11 protein-coding genes and 2 pseudogenes are annotated in these 19,819 nt (G+C 59.0%); 8 read left to right on the top strand and 5 right to left on the bottom strand.

All coding sequences use genetic code 11. The features are described 5' to 3' along the window. Window positions 1-78: 78 nt before the first annotated feature. From macA to EPZ47_RS30820, 3 genes and pseudogenes are all read left to right on the top strand, one after another. Window positions 79-1,230 carry a macrolide transporter subunit MacA gene (gene macA / locus EPZ47_RS16265; protein WP_135845724.1) on the top strand — a complete coding sequence of 384 codons (1,152 nt, stop codon included), beginning with the start codon at window positions 79-81 and terminating at the stop codon, window positions 1,228-1,230. Window positions 1,231-1,232: 2 nt separating this feature from the next. Next, window positions 1,233-1,929: pseudogene (locus EPZ47_RS30825) on the top strand (ATP-binding cassette domain-containing protein); the annotation flags it as partial. A gap of 62 nt (window positions 1,930-1,991) precedes the next feature. Further along, window positions 1,992-3,194: pseudogene (locus tag EPZ47_RS30820) on the top strand (ABC transporter permease); the annotation flags it as partial. An 83-nt stretch (window positions 3,195-3,277) separates the two neighbouring features. Here the strand turns inward: EPZ47_RS30820 and EPZ47_RS16255 are convergent. Then, a complete protein-coding gene (locus EPZ47_RS16255) occupies window positions 3,278-4,618 on the bottom strand; it encodes a diaminobutyrate--2-oxoglutarate transaminase family protein (protein WP_135845722.1) in 1,341 nt (446 codons plus the stop codon). 297 nt (window positions 4,619-4,915) lie between these two features. Here EPZ47_RS16255 and EPZ47_RS16250 point away from each other — a divergent pair, with 297 nt between their 5' ends. The 3 genes from EPZ47_RS16250 to EPZ47_RS16240 are packed head-to-tail and all read left to right on the top strand — an operon-like array spanning window position 4,916 to window position 10,526. Then, on the top strand, window positions 4,916-6,346 hold the full coding sequence (locus EPZ47_RS16250) for an efflux transporter outer membrane subunit (protein ID WP_135845721.1): 1,431 nt from the start codon (window positions 4,916-4,918) through the stop codon (window positions 6,344-6,346). 50 nt (window positions 6,347-6,396) lie between these two features. Beyond that, window positions 6,397-7,446: an efflux RND transporter periplasmic adaptor subunit gene (locus tag EPZ47_RS16245; protein WP_238346634.1), complete on the top strand. Its 1,050-nt coding sequence runs from the start codon at window positions 6,397-6,399 to the stop codon at window positions 7,444-7,446. Beyond that, a complete protein-coding gene (locus EPZ47_RS16240; protein WP_135845719.1) occupies window positions 7,443-10,526 on the top strand; it encodes an efflux RND transporter permease subunit in 3,084 nt (1,027 codons plus the stop codon). Before EPZ47_RS16245 ends, EPZ47_RS16240 begins: the two co-directional genes overlap by 4 nt. A gap of 61 nt (window positions 10,527-10,587) precedes the next feature. On the opposite strand, the gene EPZ47_RS16235 is transcribed toward EPZ47_RS16240, so the two are convergent. Then, complete coding sequence (locus EPZ47_RS16235; protein ID WP_135845718.1) at window positions 10,588-11,454, bottom strand: helix-turn-helix transcriptional regulator; 867 nt, start codon at window positions 11,452-11,454, stop codon at window positions 10,588-10,590. Window positions 11,455-11,484: 30 nt separating this feature from the next. Then, the gene (locus EPZ47_RS16230; RefSeq protein ID WP_135845717.1) at window positions 11,485-12,258 is read right to left on the bottom strand and encodes an acyl-homoserine-lactone synthase; all 774 of its coding nucleotides are present in this window, start codon (window positions 12,256-12,258) and stop codon (window positions 11,485-11,487) included. A 601-nt stretch (window positions 12,259-12,859) separates the two neighbouring features. On the opposite strand from EPZ47_RS16230, the gene EPZ47_RS16225 reads away from it, so the two are divergent. Continuing rightward, window positions 12,860-13,459 (top strand): LysE family translocator, encoded by a 600-nt coding sequence (locus EPZ47_RS16225; protein WP_135845716.1) that lies wholly within the window; start codon window positions 12,860-12,862, stop codon window positions 13,457-13,459. Between the two features lie 93 nt (window positions 13,460-13,552). Here the strand turns inward: EPZ47_RS16225 and EPZ47_RS16220 are convergent, their stop codons facing one another. Together EPZ47_RS16220 and EPZ47_RS16215 are read right to left on the bottom strand one after the other, a co-directional pair. Next, a complete protein-coding gene (locus tag EPZ47_RS16220) occupies window positions 13,553-14,281 on the bottom strand; it encodes a helix-turn-helix transcriptional regulator (RefSeq protein WP_135845715.1) in 729 nt (242 codons plus the stop codon). Window positions 14,282-14,669: 388 nt separating this feature from the next. Beyond that, entirely contained in the window at window positions 14,670-17,327 is a 2,658-nt protein-coding gene (locus tag EPZ47_RS16215) for an excinuclease ABC subunit UvrA (RefSeq protein WP_135845714.1), read from the bottom strand. Between the two features lie 276 nt (window positions 17,328-17,603). Between EPZ47_RS16215 and nosR the strand changes: the two genes are divergently transcribed. After that, window positions 17,604-19,772: a transcriptional regulator NosR gene (gene nosR / locus EPZ47_RS16210; protein ID WP_135845713.1), complete on the top strand. Its 2,169-nt coding sequence runs from the start codon at window positions 17,604-17,606 to the stop codon at window positions 19,770-19,772. The last annotated feature ends 47 nt before the right edge of the window (window positions 19,773-19,819 follow it).

The raw sequence follows: 19,819 nt of genomic DNA, 5'->3' as shown, positions 1-19,819 counted from the left end.
CCGTCCTTCCTTCGCGCGCATCCATGGAACCCGGCGCCTCACTGGCCGGGCCTGAAATCAACGCACTCATGGTTATTTATGGAAAAGTCGAAGTTTCGCAAAATCGCTATCGTGCTTGTACTGGTCGTGGTGGCCGCGCTGATTTTCTACAGTGCGCAGTCGCCGGGCAAACCGCCGGAGTACCTGACTGCCGAGGTCCAACGTACTGACATCGAGAACGCGGTACTGGCGTCCGGGACGCTGCAGGGCGTCAAGCAGGTCGATGTCGGTGCACAAGTGTCGGGCCAACTGAAATCGCTCAAGGTCAAACTGGGCGACAAGGTCAAGAAGGGCCAGTGGCTGGCGGAAATCGACCCTATGCTGGCGCAGAATTCATTGCGCCAGGCCCAGGTCAATGAAGAGAACCTGATGGCTAAGCGGCAGGCCACGGCGGCGCAACTCAAGGACGCCAAGGCCACCTATGATCGTTACAAAAAACTGCAACCGGACGACGCGATCTCCAAGCAGGAGTACGAGACCGCTGAGTCGAACTACAAGGTGGAAGCGGCGAACCTGCTCTCTCTCGATGCGCAGATAAAGGACGCCCGTATCCAGGTGGAAACCGCGCGGGTCAACCTGGCCTACACCCACATCGTCGCGCCGATCGATGGCTATGTCGTGGGGATCGTGACGCAGGAAGGCCAGACCGTGATCGCCGAGCAACTGGCGCCGGTGCTGCTCAAGCTTGCCGACCTGGACACCATGACGGTCAAGGCCCAGGTCTCGGAAGCCGATGTGATTCACATCGTTCCCGGCCAGGAGGTGTATTTCACTATCCTGGGGGAATCGGAAAAGCGCTATTACGCCAAGCTGCGGGGCACCGAGCCGGCGCCACAGAACTTCCTCGAAACCCAGACCGCCGGGGCGCCGAAGCAAAATACGGCAGTGTTCTACAACAGCCTCTTCGACGTGCCGAACCCTGATCATCGCCTGCGTATTTCCATGACGGCCCAGGTCCGTATCGTGTTGGACAAGGCCAAGGATGTATTGACGGTCCCCGTCGCCGCCCTGGGTGCAAAAAACCAGGATGGCAGCTATGTGGTCCGTGTCCTCGATGCCGAAGGCAAGGCCCAGCCGCGCAATGTACAGATGGGCATCAACAACAACGTCCGGGCCGAGATCAAGGATGGCCTGGCGGAAGGTGACAAGGTCGTCATCGGCGAGCCGACCCCAGCCGTGGCGGGAGCCTGACCATGACGCGACCACTGTTGGAACTCGAGGGGATTACCCGCAGTTTCCTCGCGGGTGAAAAGGAGTTCATCGCGCTCAAGAACATCAACCTGACGATCAACGCCGGAGAGGTCGTGGCGATCACCGGCGCTTCCGGCTCCGGCAAATCCACGCTGATGAACGTGCTCGGCTGCCTCGACCATCCGAATTCCGGCAGTTACAAAGTGGACGGACGCGAAACCGGCTCGATGGACGATCACGAGCTGGCGGTGCTGCGGCGTGACCACTTCGGTTTCATTTTCCAGCGTTACCATTTGCTGCCGCACCTCAGTGCCTTGCACAACGTCGAGATGCCGGCCATTTACGCTGGCGCGGCAGAGAAACAACGGCACACGCGCGCCGGAGAGTTGTTGGGACGGCTGGGACTGGTAGGGCACTTGAGCAATCGGCCCAGCCAACTCTCCGGTGGCCAGCAGCAGCGGGTGAGTATCGCCCGGGCCCTGATGAATGGCGGCGAGATCATTCTGGCGGACGAACCCACCGGTGCACTGGATACCACCAGCGGCAAGGAGGTGATGAAGATCCTGCTGGAGCTCAACGCGGCGGGGCATACGGTCATCATCGTGACCCATGATGAGAAAGTGGCGGCCCACGCCCAGCGCATCATCGAGATCCGCGACGGCGAGATCGTCAGTGATCGTCCCAATCCGCAGGGGCCGCTGCAAGATCTGCCGGAACAAAACGTGCGTCCGGCCAAGGTCAAGCCCACCAACGGTCTGCTTGCCCGTTTCGGACTGTTCAGCGAAGCGTTCAACATGGCCTGGGTGGCGTTGATCTCGCACCGGATGCGAACCCTGCTGACCATGTTGGGCATCATTATTGGCATCACCTCCGTGGTGTCGATCGTGGCCATCGGTGAGGGGGTCAAGCAATATGTCCTGAAAGACATCGAGGCGATCGGCAGCAATACGATCGAGATCATGCCTGGGGCCGATTGGGGGGACAGTCGTTCGACCGCCATCGAGACGCTGGTGTTGTCCGACGTGACCGCCCTGAGCGACCAATATTACATCGACAGCGCCACCCCCAACCTGGGGCGCAACCTGTTGTTGCGTTATGAAAACATCGACGTCAATGCGACCGTCAACGGTGTGAGCGCCAGCTATTTCCAGGTTCGCGGGATCAAGATCGGCTCGGGTGTGGCGTTCGGCAAGGACGATGGCCGCCGGCAGTCGCAAGTGGTGGTGATCGACCACAACACGAGCAAACGACTGTTTGGCTTACACACAGACCCACTGGGCAAGGTGATTCTGGTCGACAACTTGCCTTGCACGGTCATCGGCGTGACCGAAGACCGCAAAAGTGTGTTCAACACCAGCAAGAACCTGAATATCTGGATGCCCTATGAAACCGCAGCCGGTCGGTTACTGGGCCAGCGTTTCCTGGACAGCGTCACGGTGCGGATCAAGGACGGGCAACCAAGCAAGTTAGTGGAAGACAGCGTGGTCAAGCTCCTGGAGCAGCGCCATGGGACCAAGGACTTTTTCACCTACAACCTCGACAGCGTGATGCAAACGGTGCAGAAGACCAGCCAGTCGTTGGCGCTGCTGCTCTCGTTGATTGCGATCATTTCGCTGGTGGTGGGGGGCATCGGGGTGATGAACATCATGCTCGTCTCGGTGACCGAACGTACCCGTGAGATCGGTATCCGCATGGCCGTCGGCGCACGCCAGTCCGACATACGCCAGCAGTTCCTGGTGGAGGCGGTGATGGTGTGCCTGATGGGGGGCACGATTGGCATCGCCTTGTCGTTCGGGATCGGTTACGTCTTTTCGATCTTCGTCAAGGAATGGCAAATGGTGTTCTCGGTGGGGTCGATTGTCACCGCGGTCGTCTGTTCGACCCTCATCGGGATCGTGTTTGGTTTCGTGCCCGCGCGCAATGCCGCGCGGCTCGATCCGATCAACGCGTTAGCGCGTGATTGAGCTGACCTGCATGGCTTGAACCAGGAGCATGCCCCTGTGGCGAGAGCATGGCGCCCTCGCCACAAAGGCCTGTGCCAGGCCTCTTATACCGCTATTCGGGCCGCATGGGAGCGCGGCTCGCCGACTTTCCTCACCGCGTGTTCGAAACGCTCCAATACCATGCCGACCTCGGCCTCGGTGATGGTCAGGGGCGGCAGGAACCTGAGCACCGCGCCATGGCGTCCACCGGTCTCCATCATCAACCCGTTGTCGAAGCAGTTGAGCTTGATGGCGTGGGCACGGACACCGTCAGCCTGGCCGGCGCGCTGGTTGCTGCCTGGCTGGGTGATTTCCACGCCGATCATCAAGCCGCGACCGCGGATATCGCCGATACATGGAAAGCGTTGGGCGATTTGCTCCAGGCCGCTCTCCAATTTCTGGCCCATCCGGGCGGCATGGGCGACGAGATTGTCTTTGCGGATTTGCTGCATGGTTGCAGCACCGGCGACCATCGCCACTTGATTGCCACGGAAAGTCCCCGCGTGCATGCCGGGGCCCCAGGTGTCCAGGTAATCGGCATACACGATCACCGCCAGCGGATAGCCACCGCCAATGGCTTTTGACAGCACCAGGATGTCGGGGACGATGCCTGCGTGTTCAATGGCGAACGTGCTGCCGGTGCGGCCGAGGCCGGTCTGGACCTCATCGACGATCAGCAAGATGTCCTGTTCCAGGGTGATTTCCCGCAGGGCGCGCAGCCAGTTGGCCGAGGCCGGGATGCAACCGCCTTCGCCTTGTACCACCTCGACGATAACCGCCGCCGGCTTGGCAACGCCGCCTTCGGGGTCCGACAGGACGGTGCGGATGTAGTCGATGGACAGTTGGTCGGTGTGCTCGCCATCGGTGCCGAACGGGCAGCGAAACCGGTAGGGGAATGGTAGAAAGTGCGTGCCTTGGGCAATCAGGCCATCACCGCTCTTGGGAGACAGCTTGCCCATCGCCGACAGTGCACCGGCCGTCATCCCGTGGTAACCACCGTGGAAGGCCATCAATGGCGAGCGCTTGGTGTAGTGGCGCGCCAACTTGATGGCTGCCTCGACCGCATCCGAGCCACTGGGGCCACAGAAGAGAATCTTGCTGGTGTCGCGCATTTGCGCCGGGAGCATCGAGAACAGCTCCTGCACAAACGCGTGTTTGGCTGGCGTGGCCAGGTCCAGTGCCTGCTGCAGGTGGTCGCTGTCGAGGAAACGCATCACCGCATCCCGGACTTCGGGCGGATTGTGACCGAGGGCCAGGGTCCCGGCGTTCGACAGGCAATCGAGGAACTCCTGGCCGCTGGCGTCCTTGATGCGCATGCCTTTGCCGCTGACGAACATTCGCTGGAAAGTCTGCGCATAGGTGCGTGCGTTTGACTCGACGTTTTCGAGGTAATTGAGTGCTTCCATATTCGATCATCCATTGGCTATGGAAAGTGAACCGAGCGAGGCTGTCATTCGTGCTCGACAGCGGGGGCGGTCTGTACTTGGCAGGTCCGGGTCATTTCAACAGGCCCCCGTCTTTACCGCGAGTTTTCTTGCCGGCACCTGTCCCCGTTTTCCACGCCAGACACCCAATCCGGCACAGGGTTAAATGACTGCCACACGAGCCTCATCAAGCCATCGTCAATAATCTGCCCACTTCCAGAGCTATGCCGGTGCCGGGTGCCTCGCTTTTCTTCACCTTGTCACCCCATAGAGAACCCTATGCATGTCCTCAAGCCTGCAGAAAACGTATTGCTGGTGACACTGTGTGCGGTGGCCTTGAGTGGCTGCATGTTGGGCCCTGACTATCGACTGCCGGACGTCCCGGTGGCGGCCAAATGGCAAGCGCCGCTGCCCCATGGTGCGTCGGTGGTAGCGTTGGCCGACTGGTGGCAGCAGTTCGACGACCCGGCGTTGGCCGAACTGTTGCGCCTGGCCGAAGCCGATAGCCCGTCCATGGACCAGGCCTGGGCCAATATCTCGTTGGCCCGGGCTACCGCTGCCAGTGACGCTGCGGACGCCTTGCCGAAAATCGACGGCAGATTGTCCGGTGGCCGTGGCGGGCAACAGACCGGTGCTGAACGCCTGGGTGGGTCGGGCTCTTCGGCGACAATGGATGCGGCCTGGGAACTCGATCTGTTCGGCAAGTTGCGCCGCAACAATGAAGCGGCAAAGTCCCGTGTCCAGGCGCGGGTGGATGATTGGCATGACGCGCGGGTTTCGCTGGCGGCCCAGGTCGGCGACTACTACGTGCAATACCGTGGTTGCCAGAAGCTGGTGCTGGCTTATGGGGACCAGGCCCAGTCACAACAGGACACCGCGCGTATCACTCGCCAGTCGTTCGGGGCGGGCTTCACGTCCTCCGCTGACGCGGCCCTGGCCGATGCCAGCGCTGCCAGCAGCGTCGCGACCCTGGTCCAGCAGCAGAGTGAATGCCAGGTGCTGCTCAAAAGCCTGGTGGCGCTGACCGGCAGTGATGAAGGACGACTGCTGGAGGTGCTCGGCCACACCCCGGCGCAGTTGCCTCAACCGGCTGAGCTTAATGTGCAGCAGATACCCGCCGATCTCGTGCGTCAGCGCCCGGACCTCGCCTCCAGTGAGCGCGAGTTGGCTGCGGCCAACGCCGAGATCGGCGTGGCCCAGGCGGATCGATTGCCGAGCCTGAGTCTTTCCGGGACATTTTCCGTGGGCACCATGGTCGGTCAGCGCAACCGTTCCTGGTCGCTGGGCCCGGTGTTGTCGATTCCGCTGTTCGATGGTGGCAAGCGCCGCGCGGCGGTCGACGGTGCCAAGGCTTCTTATGACGCGGCACTCGCGGTCTATCGCCAGACGCTGCGCACCAGCGTGATGGAAGTGGAGCAGGCGCTGGTACGCCTCGATTCGGCACGTCGCCGGGAGTTGGATGTGGAACGCTCCACGGCCGGGTTTCGTGAGTCTTTCGAGGCCATCGACCGCAATTGGCAAGCCGGCAATGTCAGCTTGCTGGACCGGGAAACCGCACGCCGCCAGGCGCTGACCGCCGAGATTGAATTGATCACCCTGCAGCAGAATCAAGTGCGCTACTGGATCGCCCTGTACAAGGCGCTGGGGGGCGGCTGGCAAGCCAGTCAACCATTGGCGCGGAGCCGGGCATTGAGTGGAGAGGGCGCGTGAGGTCGAGGTCAGGCAGATTCGCGTTGGCGATCATAGTATGTGCGCTCGTGGTGGCGTCGATCTATTTTCGCCGCGGCGCCGAACCGGCGGTGGCCGCTCCCGAGGTCAGTAGCTTGAGCGTGGAGGTCGTTCAGGCGCGGCGCCAGATCTGGCCGCAACTGCTGTTTGCCAATGGAGCGCTAGCGCCTTGGCAGGAAGCGGTCATCAATGCCGAGACCAGCAACCTGCGCATTGCCAGCATTGAGGCCGATGTGGGCAGCCGGGTGAAGAAGGGCCAATTGCTGGCCACGCTGGCCTCCGAAACGGTCGTCGCCGAAGAAAGCAAACAGAAGGCACTCGTCGCCCAAGCCGAGGCAAACCTGAAGCAGGCCCGTTCCAATGATCGTCGCGCCCAGGTCGTCGGAGAGGGTGGGGCCTTGTCGGAGCAGCAGCGCGAAGACTATCGAATCAAGGTCGCACTCGCCGAGGCGGATCTGGCCAGCGCCCGCGCCGAATTGCAGAGCACTCGCATCAGGCTCAGGCAGACACGCATCGTGGCGGTGGACGACGGCATCATTTCGGCGCGCACGGCGTTGCTCGGCAAGGTCCTCTCCGCCGGCGACGAGCTGTTTCGCCTGGTGCGCGACGGCCGCATCGAATGGCAGGCCGAACTGGATGCACGCCAGTTGGCCCAGGTTCAGCCTGGCCAGATCGCCCGTATGACATTGCCGGGCGGTCAGAGCGTGGAAGGGCGAGTGCGTCTGGTATCGCCCACCTTGAGCACCAAGACCAGCCGGGCGCTGGTCTACATCTCCTTGCCAAACGACAGCGCAGCCCAGGCCGGCATGTACGCCAGTGGCCAGATCGAGTTGGCGCCTCGTGAGGCCGTCACGGTACCGGACACCGCGGTCATCCTGCGGGATGGACGTTCCTATGTGTTCACGCTCAATGAGGACATGCGCGTCGTCCAGCGACCGGTGGTGGTCGGCCGACGCTTGCACCAGGCCGTGGAGATCCTCAGCGGCCTCGATGAGCCTGCCCGAATCGTGCGCGCCGGCGGCGCGTTCCTCAACGATGGCGCGAGTGTGACCCTCGTCCAAGCCCAGGTCGCCCAGCCATGAACATCTCAGCCTTGTCGATCCGCTATCCGGTTCCGGCCGTCATGCTGTTCATTCTGCTGACGCTCTTGGGCCTGGCCGGTTTTGGAAAACTCGCCATCCAGGATTTCCCGGACATGGACCTGCCGGTGGTGGTGATCAGCGCCTCGCTCGAAGGCGCGGCCCCGGAGCAACTGGAAACGGAAGTGGCGCGCAAGATCGAGGATAAACTGACGTCCCTGCGCTTGCTCAAGCATGTCACGACGATCATCACCGACGGTGCCGTCACCATCAACGTCAGCTTTGACATCGACAAGGATGGCAACGAGGCCCTGAACGAAGTGCGTAACGCGGTCGACAGCGCCATGCCGCAGCTACCGGCGAACCTGGACACACCATCGGTTTCCCGGCTGACCACCAGTGCCTCCGCGTTGCTCACCTATGTTATCGACTCCGACAATCTGGATGAAGATGCCTTGTCCTGGTTCGTCGACAATGAACTGAGCAAACAACTGCTGGCGGTGCCGGGGGTGGCACTGATCTCGCGCATGGGGGGCGTCGATCGGGAGGTCCAGGTCAATCTCGATCCGGCCCTGATGGCGGGGCTGGGCATTCGCGTTTCGGATGTAGCCAGCCAACTGCGTGCCATGCAGAAGGACAATTCCGGCGGCCAGGGCAACCTGGGCAGTGGTCAGCAGGCCATGCGGACCTTGGGGGCCATTGACGATCCGGCAGCCCTTGGAGCCATCGACATCCCCAGCGGTGACGGTCGCCTGTTGGCGTTGAGTCAGTTGGCCGACATTCGCGACACCCACGCTGAACGCAGTACCCGGGCGTTTCATGACGGCAGGCCGGTCATCGGCTTTCAGGTCACCCGTTCCCTGGGGTTCTCCGATGTCGGCGTGGCCAATGACGTACGCAAGGCCATGACCACGTTCGTGGAACAGCATCCCAACGTGCGGATCGTTGAAGCCAATGACACGGTCAAGGCCGTCCTCGCCAATTATCACGACTCGATGAACCTGCTGTACGAAGGCATGCTGCTGGCGGTGTTGGTGGTCTGGTGGTTCTTGCGGGACTGGCGCGCCACGCTCATCGTGGCCACGGCGTTACCGTTGTCGATCATCCCCACCTTTGGCGTGATGTACCTGGCCGGGTTTACACTCAATGCGGTTTCGCTGCTGGCCCTGGCGTTGGTCATCGGTGTATTGGTGGACGATGCGATCGTCGAGATCGAGAACATCGCGCGGCATTTGCGCATGGGCAAGACCCCCCGTCAGGCCGCCACCGAGGCGGCGGATGAAATCGGCCTGGCAGTGCTCGCCACGACAGTCACCCTGGTTGCGGTATTCCTGCCCACGGCATTCATGGGTGGCATTGCCGGGAAACTGTTTCGTCAGTTTGGCGTGACGGCTTCGGTGGCGCTGTTGTTTTCGCTACTGGTGGCGCGCGTGCTGACGCCAATGATGGCGGCCTATTTTCTCAAGGCAACCCATCAAACCGCCGCCGACGGCCCGTTGATGACCCGCTACCTGGGCTGGATTCACGCCAGCCTGACCCGGCGCAAGACCACGATGTTACTGGCCAGCCTATGTTTTGTCGGCGCCTTGGCGCTGGTCCCATTGCTGCCCACCAGCTTCCTTCCCGCGCAGGACACCGGTCGCAGCAAAATAACCTTGGAGCTGCCACCCGGTACGACGTTGGAACAAACCACCGCGATGGCATTGCAGGCCAGCGAAAGATTGCGGGACATACCGGATGTCAAACATGTCTTCAGCTCGGTGGGAACAGCCAGTAGTTCGGGCTCCGGGCCTGGAGATATCACCGGTGCCGGCGATGCCATCCTGACGGTGACGCTGGCGGATCGAGAGGTACGGGATCGCAAGCAGGTGGAGGTCGAAGCACAGATGCGTCAGGTGTTGCGTACCCTGCCAGGGGTTCGCATCAATGTTGGCGGCGATGGCAGCGGAGAGAAACTCAATATTGTCCTGGCCAGTGATGACGGTGATCTGCTGGAACGCACGGCGAGTGCCCTTGAGCCGCAGTTGCGTGAACTGCACGGGATTGGAAACGTGTCGTCCAGCAGCGCCTTGCAACGCCCGGAAATCCAAATGCGGCCGGATTTCGCCCGAGCGGCGGAACTGGGCATCACCAGTCAGGATATCGCCGACACCTTGCGCATGGCGACCTACGGTGAATATTCCTCGCAACTGGGCAAAATCAATCTGTCCCAGCGCCAGGTGGATGTGCGGGTGCGTATGGATTCGCTGCTACGCGATGACCTGCAGACCATCAGTCAATTGCGGGTGACCGGTCGCGACGGTCAGGTCGCCCTGTCTTCGTTGGGGGAGATCAGCATGGGCAGTGGGCCGGCACAAATCAGTCGCCTGGATCGCCTGCGCAATATCACCCTGTCTATCGAACTCAATGGGCGCAATCTGGGCGAGGTCATGGCCGAAGCCAGCCAACTGCCGGTGATGCGCAATCTTCCAGCCGAAGTGAAACTGGTGCAGCAGGGCGAATTGCAACTGATGACTGAACTGTTCGGCAGTTTCAGCCTGGCCATGGCCATCGGTGTGTTTTGTATCTATTCGGTCCTGGTGTTGTTGTTCCATGACTTCTTGCAGCCGGCCACGATTCTTTCGGCACTCCCGCTTTCCCTGGGGGGGGCGCTGCTAGCCCTGTTGCTGTGCAACTTCAGTTTTTCCCTGCCATCGGTTATCGGTTTGCTGATGTTGATGGGGATCGTGACCAAGAACTCCATTCTGTTGGTGGAGTACGCCATCATGGCCCGCCGCGATTATGGCCTGAGTCGATACGAGGCGTTGGTGGATGCCTGTCACAAGCGCGCCCGCCCGATCCTGATGACCACCATCGCCATGGGCGCGGGGATGTTGCCGACTGCGATGGGGATGGGCGAAGACCCCAGTTTCAGGCAGCCGATGGCTGTGGTGGTGATGGGTGGTTTGCTGACTTCGACGCTGTTGAGCCTGTTGGTGGTACCGGTGATTTTTACTTATGTGGATGATGTGCTGGAGTGGTTGAAACGTCGTACTCGGACAGCAATGGAAGGAAGTGTGGCAGAGGGGAGTTCGAGGGGGTGAGCAGTAATCCCCCAACAAATACTCGATTCGGCGGTGATCGAGCAGTCGTTGGGGGGAGGTTTTATACGGCTTGTTGGATCACGCCATTACCATTCCATTCGACCTGCGCGGGGGTGGCATCCATCGAATGCATCCATCGGATCAGCGAGCGGCGTCCGCCAATCCCCATCTTTATGGCTGCGCGTTTCAGATAACTTTCCACCGTATTGACTTTCAGGTTCAGTTGCTCTGCAAGTTCAGGTGCAGTACGCCCGGCCAGCAGACCAACGCACACTTCCGTTTCACGAGAGGACAAACTCAAGCCAGATAAAAGTAACCGATCGGCGAATCTTTGGCGCAGCGCTTCCATGCCTCCGTTTTCCGAAGTATCCAATGCAAGACCGGGATCTTGCCGAACAGACTCTGCTGGAGCCAGGGCAGCAACGTGCTCTTCGACCATGGGCAATAAAAGGCAGGAAAAATCTTTCAGCAAAGCATGTTCCTGCGCGGAAAATCCTTTGGAAAAAGGTGAACGGTAGATGGACAGTACATAACGGCGACCATTCTTTCGGGTGGTCAGGTGTAATTGAGTCGTGGTGTTGTGAGAAGGCGTTTTATCCGGACGCTCGCGGGCGAGTAGACAGCGGGAGAAGTTGGGCACTTTTTGCGGCGCTGCCTCTTCAAAAAAAATATCGTCGGCCAGGAAAAAAGGCTTTGCTGTATGAGCGTCCATGACAGCGTCGATGCAGGCGTTATCCATGCCGACGCAACCGATGCTGGAGGTGCTCGGCTCAGAAATATTACTTGTGCCTATCCTTTGCTCAGTAATATGTGTTGCATCTACAGGTATTTCCGTGAGTATGAGGTCGTGCAGCATGCGAGGAAAATGGCGGCTGCCTGTACTGGCAATGACTTTGCCAACGTGCGGGAACAATCGTTGTAGGTTCATCCTTTCTCCTAACTCATCCAAGTATCTGATTTATAGCTGAAGCACAGTGTGCATAGATATCTTTGCTGGAATGTTTCGGTTTGGGAGTGTTTGGGGGATTACCTGGGGTTTATCGAGTGAGTCTGACGAACGGCAGGTAATAAGGGGTTGGTGATATACGGTGGCTTTGTGGATGGCGTTTTTCTTGAGGACCTCTTCATAAGTCAGGAGTGTGCATGGCAATGTGCCGTAGATGATTTTTTCACCTTTCGATCCCAATGCAATATTGCGCCGATCAACTGTCCATCCGGAACGCTTGAGTATTTTTTCCATCATGGTGTCAACGACAATTTCATAAGTGCGTACATTTTGTTGTTGGGCAAACTTAATCATTGACAGGAAAAGTGCCGCCGTGCGAATGTCTACATTAGCTTGAGTGAGTTCTCCTGTTGCGAAGTCATCGCTCGAAAGTGCAAATCGCGTGGCTTCCCAGCAATGCTGTAAGTGTGCTCTGGTTTCTTCAGTTGGAAGGATAAAGCTCAAAGGGCCACTCATCAGCGTCGGTTTGCTGGAGGGGCGTAGTCGAACACAGCCGGTTACTTGATCGTTTTGGTGGGTATAGATATAAGTCGCATCGAGGTCGTCGTATTCATCCCACTCGTAATCACTGCCTTGGTAACTTTCAATGTCCCACTTTTTTCTGTCGATGAAAGCGAGTTTGCGAATGGAAAATATTTGTTCGAGGATTTTTGGTGGGATTTTCGAGTAGCCTGCGACGCGGGTGGTGACGCCGGAAAATTGATAGGTGCACGGGGAGTAGTTCATGAGTGCGAGTTCTTGGCTGCAAGGTGAAGCTACTGTTAACTTTGCACTAACGCATTTCAACTGTCCTAAAGTACAGTCTTTGATTTATAGAGTGGATAGCCTAATTAGTCGGCGGCTTTCCGCAGGTGGCTTATAAGTATTAGTGTGGATGTCAGTAGTAAGATTTGTATCATCGTGAATCCAAAAAAGTATAGACATGCAGTAGTGGCGAATGGGGGGTGTTCCAGGGTTATTCTCTTGTACGGGCGTCCATTGCATGCATCGTTTTTTTGACGCACGAAATTAGTGGCCCTAACTGTATGATATTTAGTGATTCAAAAAATTGACGTGCTCGGCCCTTAATTTGACGCATGTAATCAGAGAGTCATGGAGTTGTGGCAGCGTTGCTTTCGCTAGCGAACGTGTGCTTGCCTGATGGATGCAATGGCATCGACTAGCGAGTTGAAATAAGTGAGTGGCACATTGATGTTGGTCTAGTGTGATTACTCTATTGGCTGGATGTCTGACCTCGCATGACTAGAGGCGGACGTCATGTGGAAAGATGATGGATTGATCTGACCCTGAAAAATGAGCCGTGCAGGCTCCTCATATGGATGGTGTTATGAATTATATTGCGCTTTCACTGTTGACTGTACTGTTGGTTCCGGGGCCGACGAACTCATTGTTGCTGCAAATCGGTGTAAGCCGAGGGTTCAACGCGCGTTCAATGAGGTTCGTCGCAGCCGAGTGGTTGGCTTACGTCATTCAGATGACCCTATGGGGCGTGTTCATTGATCTACTGATGACCGAGCATTCCTGGGTGGTGATTGCAACGAAGATTTTTGCCGTATGCTTTTTATTTTATATTTCCTTGAAATTGTGGTTTTCAGTAAAAGACAACACGCCAGGTGCAACCACGGGAATTGCCGTGCCTGATCTGTTCGTGGCGACGCTGACCAATCCCAAAGGGTTGTTTTTTGTTTCCTTCGTTGCGCCCGCAGGCACATTCTTGTCGCTGAATAGCTGGGTGTCATTCATGTTGCTATTTTCGCTGATTATTTTTCCGGTAGGGCTGGTCTGGATTGCGGCAGGAGCTTTTTGCGGGCGGAAATTGCACGCGATTGTATCGGGACGATTGTTAAGTCGAGCGATTTCCTTGGTGATTGGTTTGTTTGCATGCGGCATGCTGTTCAACATTGCCGCGCAGGCCGGATTTGCTTGAGTAGGGGATAAGTTGAACATGGCGTCGGCTCTGTACAGCCGGGCCGATGCTATTCGAGCAGGACAGTCTTGGTGGACGAGCGATGGCGTGACTTTAAACGAGGTTCAAATGCACGGCTTTGAACATCGCCTGCTTGACATTGATACAGTCCAGTTTTTCAGTCATTTGCTTGGCGTGAAACTTTACTGTTCGCTCGGTGATGTTCATGATCAGACCTATCTCCTTGTAATTTTTCCCCAGCACGAGCCAGCGCAGGAATTCAATTTCCCTGGGGGATAGTTTGAGGTTGATCTCATTGCTGTCCTCCGTGGGACGATGCTGATTGGCGATGATGCTGAGGGTTTTTATAATGACCAGATGCGAACGAACGAGGATGGGGAAATCCGGGTCATTTTCTTCGGAAGATAAATGAATGGAGCCGAATGACCTGCCGGGTTCGTGAATTGGAACGGTGAACCCTTGCTTGATGCCATAGGCGGCTGATTGATCAAATAGTTCAGGATTATTGTCTATTTCTTGAGGGATTTCATCCCAGAAAAAAGGGGTGGCGGTAATGGCTGTATTGGCCATGACCGGGTCTGATTTATAGAGTGCGTTCTTGCGGTAAGTTTCAACCCATTCGGCGGGGTAGTTGCTGTGGATAGAGATTTTTGAGTTATTGAAGGGCGTGGGCTCCAGGTGGACATAGGCAAACTTGTTGATTCCCAGTTTCGAGAATGTCCAGGCCAAGAGTTCGGTGTACTCGTCTTTGTTTGCCCCTGAAATATTACTCTCGATCTCTTGAATTAAATTGAATAGATGGCTTGAAGTGGGCTTGAGCATAATGGACGCGCTCGAAATATTGATTTGAGACTATGCAGTGGCCAGACGCTTTATCTTGATAGTCGGCAAGCGGGAACTGCAATTTTTTATAGCGCCGGTATCAACAACCACAAGCGTATTTTGTGGCCGCAGTCAGCATTATGAATGGACTCGGCGTGTTGGGCGGGTAGCCGTTCAGCGGGAGGCGGTGCGAGGAGCGATAGGAATGTCTCGGCTCGCGGTGCAGTTCTGCTTTTCTCGACAAGGTTGCTGTCATTGCGCCTCCTGGCATGGGCAGCCTCAATACCGTTACTCCATGAGGCTGCAGTTAAGTTCGACTACTGAAACGATTAACTGGAGGACAGTATAGACATCTTTTTCGAAACAGCGAAAAACATTAAAAAAAGCTTTACTTTTCAAGCTGCAAAGCTTTTTTCAGGAATGCTGCTGTCCGACTATCATTGCATCTTGCCACTTTCTGCGGGTCGCCGCATATCACCACCTGCCCACCCTGGTTCCCAGCCCCCGGGCCGATATCGATGACCCAATCACTTTGGGCGACTACTCGCATGTCATGTTCCACGACCACCACCGTATGACCGTCCACCACCAGTCGATTCAACTGCAGCAGCAAGCGATCCACGTCCTGGGGGTGCAGCCCGTTAGTCGGTTCATCCAGCACATACAACGTGGCTCCCCGGGCCTTGCGCTGCAGTTCCGTCGCCAGCTTGATCCGCTGCGCCTCACCGCCGGACAGTTCCGTGGCCGGTTGTCCCAGGCGCAAATAACCGAGGCCGATATCCTGCAGCACTTGCAATGAACGCCTGGCCGCCGCGTGCTCGGCAAACACCTCGAGTGCCTGGTTCACGGTCAGTTGCAGCACCTGGGAAATGTTCAAGCCCTGCCAGTTCACTTCCAGGGTCTGCGGGTTGTAGCGTGCCCCGTGGCAGGTGGGGCAGGGCGCGTACACGCTGGGCATGAACAGCAATTCCACACTGACGAAACCCTCGCCCTCACACGTCTCGCAGCGCCCCTTGGCGACGTTGAAGGAAAACCGTCCGGCATCGAATCCCAACGCCTGCGCCTGCTCGGTCGCGGCGAACAGTTTGCGCACGTGATCGAACAACCCGGTATAGGTGGCGAGGTTGGAGCGTGGCGTGCGGCCGATGGGTTTCTGGTCCACCTGCACCAGCCGCTTGATGGCGTCGAGCCCGGCGCTGACGCGACCGCCGCTGGTTTGCGCGGGCTCGTCTTCGAGGCTTTGTTCATCGGGTTCGGCGTTGGGGCTGGCCTGGCCCAAGTGCGCGCCTACCAGGTCCAGCAGGGCCTGACTGACGAGACTGGATTTACCTGAGCCCGAGATGCCGGTTACCGCGGTGAAACAGCCCAGGGGGAACGCGGCGCTCAGGTTGTCGAGGTTGTTGCGGGTGATGCCGTCCAGACGCAACCAATCCTTGGGCTCTCGAGGGCTGCGCGCGGCGGCGCAGTCTTCGGAAAACAGGTAGGTACGGGTCCGTGACTCAGGCACTTGCTCCAGTCCTTTGGGTGGACCGCTGTAGAGGACTTTCCCGCCTTGTTCACCCGCATCCGGGCCGACGTCGATCAGCCAGTCGGCGCGGCGCATGGTGTCCAAGTCGTGTTCAACCACAAACACCGAATTGCCCGCGGCCTTCAGACGCTGCAGGGCGTCGAACAGCGCTTCGCTGTCGGCCGGGTGCAGGCCGGCGGAAGGTTCGTCCAGCACGTAGATCACGCCGAACAGTTGGGAGTTGAGCTGGGTCGCCAGTCGCAGGCGTTGCAGTTCGCCGGAGGACAGCGTGGGCGTGCTGCGCTCCAGGGCCAGGTAGCCAAGGCCGAGGTCGATGAGGGTGACGATCCTCTCCAGCAGTTCAGCGGCGATGCGCTGGGCGGCCAGGCGTTTTTCCAGAGACAGGTTGGGGGTGTGGCGGGCGTCCGGCCCTCCCGCGTGGGGGTTGTCGTCCCTGGCGGCGCGTTGCTCGCGAGCCTCACGGGTTTGCCGGTGGCTGAGGACTTCCCCCGGTTCTTCGGCCTGCTCCAGGTAAACCGGCGCCACGACCTCTTTAAGTACCTTGGCCAGTTCCAGCAAGGGCAGGTGAGACAGTTCGGCGATGTCCAGGCCGGCGAAGGTCACCGTCAACGCTTGGCGCTTGAGCCGCTTGCCCTCGCACACGGGGCAGGGACTGGCACGCATGTATTGCGCCACGCGTTTGCGCATCTGGGCGCTTTGCGAGTGCATGAACGTGTGCAGCAGATAGCGCCGGGCGCCGCTGAAGGTGCCCTGGTAACTGGGCTCGAGCTTGCGTTTTAGGGCGGCGCGGGTCTGGGCCGGCGTGAGGCCGGCATACACGGGAACGGTGGGTGTTTCCTCGGTGAAGAGTATCCAGTCCCGCTGTTTTTTCGGCAGGTCGCGCCAGGGAATGTCGACGTCATACCCCAGGGTCACCAGGATGTCCCGCAGGTTCTGGCCCTGCCAGGCCATGGGCCAGGCTGCCACGGCGCGTTCGCGGATGGTCAGCGAAGGGTCGGGCACCATGGAGGCTTCGGTCACTTCATAGACCCGACCCAGGCCGTGACATTCCGTGCAGGCGCCCTGGGGCGTGTTGGGCGAGAAGTCCTCGGCGTAGAGCATCGGTTGGTCGGCCGGGTAGCTGCCGGCGCGGGAGTAGAGCATGCGGATCAGGCTCGACAAGGTGGTGACGCTGCCCACCGAAGAGCGCGCGCTGGGCGTGCCGCGCTGTTGCTGCAAAGCCACTGCCGGCGGCAGGCCGTCGATGCTGTCCACGTCCGGCACACCCACCTGGTCGATCAGGCGCCGCGCATAAGGCGCGACGGACTCGAAATAGCAACGCTGGGCTTCGGCGTAGAGCGTGGAGAAGGCCAGTGATGACTTGCCGGAGCCCGACACGCCGGTGAACACCACCAAGGCATTGCGTGGGATGTCCACGTCAACATTCTTGAGGTTGTGTTCGCGCGCGCCACGCACCCGGACGAAACCAGTGTCTTGTGGCAAGTCAGCGGTTGGAGCAGGGAAGGAGCGTGAGGGCATCGGGTATTCCTTGTGGACGTTGGTGCAACGCATCGGGGCGTTATGGCGGTGGGAGAGTGGACTGGATCACAGCGCCGACAATTATGCGACCGGGTTCAACCGTTCTCGTGCAATAAAAATTCATTCCGGACGCAGGAGTGGAGAAAAGCTGTGCAATTCCCACGGATACGGACCGTTCGGGGTTAAGTTTTTTTCAAGTTGATTTCAATCAAGGGCCGGGCAGGGGGGCGAGCCCTACGATGATCGCCAAGATCCTGTCTTCAAGACCTGGCGTCCATGACCCCTCTTTTTGCGATGCAATACCCACCCCGCTTCTGGCTCCGTGCACTGTTCACTCTTTTGTTCCTATTCGCGGGCCTGGCCCAGGCCAAGGACTACGGTGAGATCCAGCAACAGCGCATCCACCATGTCCTGGATCAGACCGACGCGATCTCCGAGCCCGAAGGGCCCTTCAAGGTGCGCACGCTGTCTGCGGCGGGCAAGGTCCTGGGTTATGTGTTTCAAAGCCTGGATGTCGTGGACATTCCCGCCTATTCAGGTAAGCCGATCAATGTCCAGGTGATCCTCGATCCTGCCGGTGTGATCCTCGATGCCTACGTGCTTGAACACCATGAGCCGATTCTGCTGATCGGCATCGCCGAAGAGAAACTCCACGCGTTCAGTGCGCGCTACAGCGGCATCAAGGTCAACCAGCGGGTGGTGGTGGGGCATTCCAGTGACCCGAATGCGGTAACGGTGGATGCCATCGCGGGGGCCACCGTGACGGCGATGGTGGTCAACGAAGTCATCATGCGTGCCGCCCACGATGTCGCGGTCTCCCTGGGCCTGGTCAAGGGTGACGCGGGGCTGGCCGTGGCGCCGGCCCGTGTGCGCGATGATCTCTATCAACCCGCTGACTGGGCGACCTTGACCGGTAACGGTGCAATACGTCGTTTGCACCTGACCCGCGGCCAAGTAGATGCCTCCTTCAAGGGAACCGAAGCCGAACAGGTCGAAGTCGCCAGCGCCGAGCAGGCAGGCGACACCTTCATCGACCTCTATGTCACCCACCTCAACCCACCCACCATCGGTCGCAACCTGTTGGGTGAGGCGCAATACCGCACGCTGATGAGCGAACTCAAGCCGGGCGAGCAAGCCATCGCCGTGATGGGCAGCGGGCGCTATTCCTTCAAGGGCTCTGGGTATGTGCGCGGCGGTATTTTCGATCGGGTGCTGTTGCGTCAGTTCGGCGATGCCATCAGTTTCCGCGACCTGGATTTCCAGCGTTTGGATGACGTGGCCGCCGAGGACATGCCTGAGTTCGACGAAATGGCGATTTTCATCGTCCGCGCCGCGCACCGTTTCGATCCCGGTTCGCCCTGGAGCCTGGAGTTGCTGGTGCGCCGCCAGACCGGGCCGGTCAGCGGCACCTTCAGCAGCTTCGAGCTGGCCTATCAACTGCCCGAGCCGTATCTGGAGCGGCCATTGCCTAGCGCTGAGCAATTGGCGGCGGCCGAAGAAGCCAGCCGGCCGATGTGGCTGACCCTGTGGTATCAGAAAAACGTCGAAATCTCGATACTCGGAGTTGCCTTGCTGGTGCTCACGGCAATCCTGTTCTTTCAGGATGCCTTGGCCCGGCGGCCGAAACTGTTGCATTGGGTGCGTCGCGGTTACCTGGTGTTCACCGTGGTGTTTCTCGGTGGCTATGGGTTGGCGCAGCTGTCGGTGGTCAACGTGCTGACTTTCGTCCACGCACTGTTCCAAGGCTTTCGCTGGGAACTGTTCCTCACCGATCCGTTGATTTTCATCCTCTGGGTGTTCACCGCCGCGAGCATTCTGCTCTGGGGCCGCGGGGTGTTCTGCGGCTGGCTGTGTCCGTTCGGCGCGCTGCAGGAGTTGATCAACGAGCTGGCGCGCAAGCTCAAGGTGCCGCAATACGAACTGCCGTTCGCCATCCACGAGCGGCTGTGGGCGATCAAGTACATCATTTTGCTGGTGCTGTTCGGCGTCTCCCTGGAGTCGATGGCCACCGCCGAACGGCTGGCTGAAGTCGAGCCCTTCAAGACCGCCATCACCCTGCGGTTCGACCGTCAGTGGTGGTTCGTGGCGTATGCGGCGGGCCTGCTGCTGGTCAACCTGTTCACCCGCAAAGTCTATTGCCGCTACATCTGTCCGCTGGGGGCCGCCCTGGCGATGCCCACCCGGTTGCGCTTGTTCGACTGGCTCAAGCGCCGCAAGGAGTGTGGCAACCCCTGCCAGTTGTGCGCCAAGGAATGCGAGATCCAGGCGATTCACCCCGATGGCCGGATCAACGCCAACGAATGTCACTACTGCCTCGACTGCCAGATGACTTGGCACAACGAAAAAAAATGCCCGCCGCTGATCAACAAGCGCAAGAAGCGCGGCAAGGCGACCGCGACCGAGGCGCAATTGATTCCCGTGGTGCAGGTGAGCCCGGCGCCTTGAGGCACCCGAATGTCCTGTCCCTTGATCCTTTCATTCTTCGTGGAGCA

The sequence above is a fragment of the Pseudomonas viciae genome (assembly GCF_004786035.1).
GTDB classification, from domain to species: Bacteria; Pseudomonadota; Gammaproteobacteria; order Pseudomonadales; family Pseudomonadaceae; genus Aquipseudomonas; species Aquipseudomonas viciae.
Note: the sequence above shows the minus strand (reverse complement) of the source record. Positions and strands in the feature narration are given on the sequence as shown.

Coding starts and splice junctions, on each gene's coding strand:
- EPZ47_RS16235 (WP_135845718.1), bottom strand. CDS start 11,454: ATGAACCTACAACGATTGTTCCCGCACGTTGGCAAAGTCATTGCCAGT.
- nosR (WP_135845713.1), top strand. CDS start 17,604: ATGACCCCTCTTTTTGCGATGCAATACCCACCCCGCTTCTGGCTCCGT.
- EPZ47_RS16255 (WP_135845722.1), bottom strand. CDS start 4,618: ATGGAAGCACTCAATTACCTCGAAAACGTCGAGTCAAACGCACGCACC.
- EPZ47_RS16230 (WP_135845717.1), bottom strand. CDS start 12,258: ATGAACTACTCCCCGTGCACCTATCAATTTTCCGGCGTCACCACCCGC.
- EPZ47_RS16250 (WP_135845721.1), top strand. CDS start 4,916: ATGCATGTCCTCAAGCCTGCAGAAAACGTATTGCTGGTGACACTGTGT.
- EPZ47_RS16225 (WP_135845716.1), top strand. CDS start 12,860: ATGAATTATATTGCGCTTTCACTGTTGACTGTACTGTTGGTTCCGGGG.
- EPZ47_RS16215 (WP_135845714.1), bottom strand. CDS start 17,327: ATGCCCTCACGCTCCTTCCCTGCTCCAACCGCTGACTTGCCACAAGAC.
- macA (WP_135845724.1), top strand. CDS start 79: ATGGAAAAGTCGAAGTTTCGCAAAATCGCTATCGTGCTTGTACTGGTC.
- EPZ47_RS16220 (WP_135845715.1), bottom strand. CDS start 14,281: ATGCTCAAGCCCACTTCAAGCCATCTATTCAATTTAATTCAAGAGATC.
- EPZ47_RS16240 (WP_135845719.1), top strand. CDS start 7,443: ATGAACATCTCAGCCTTGTCGATCCGCTATCCGGTTCCGGCCGTCATG.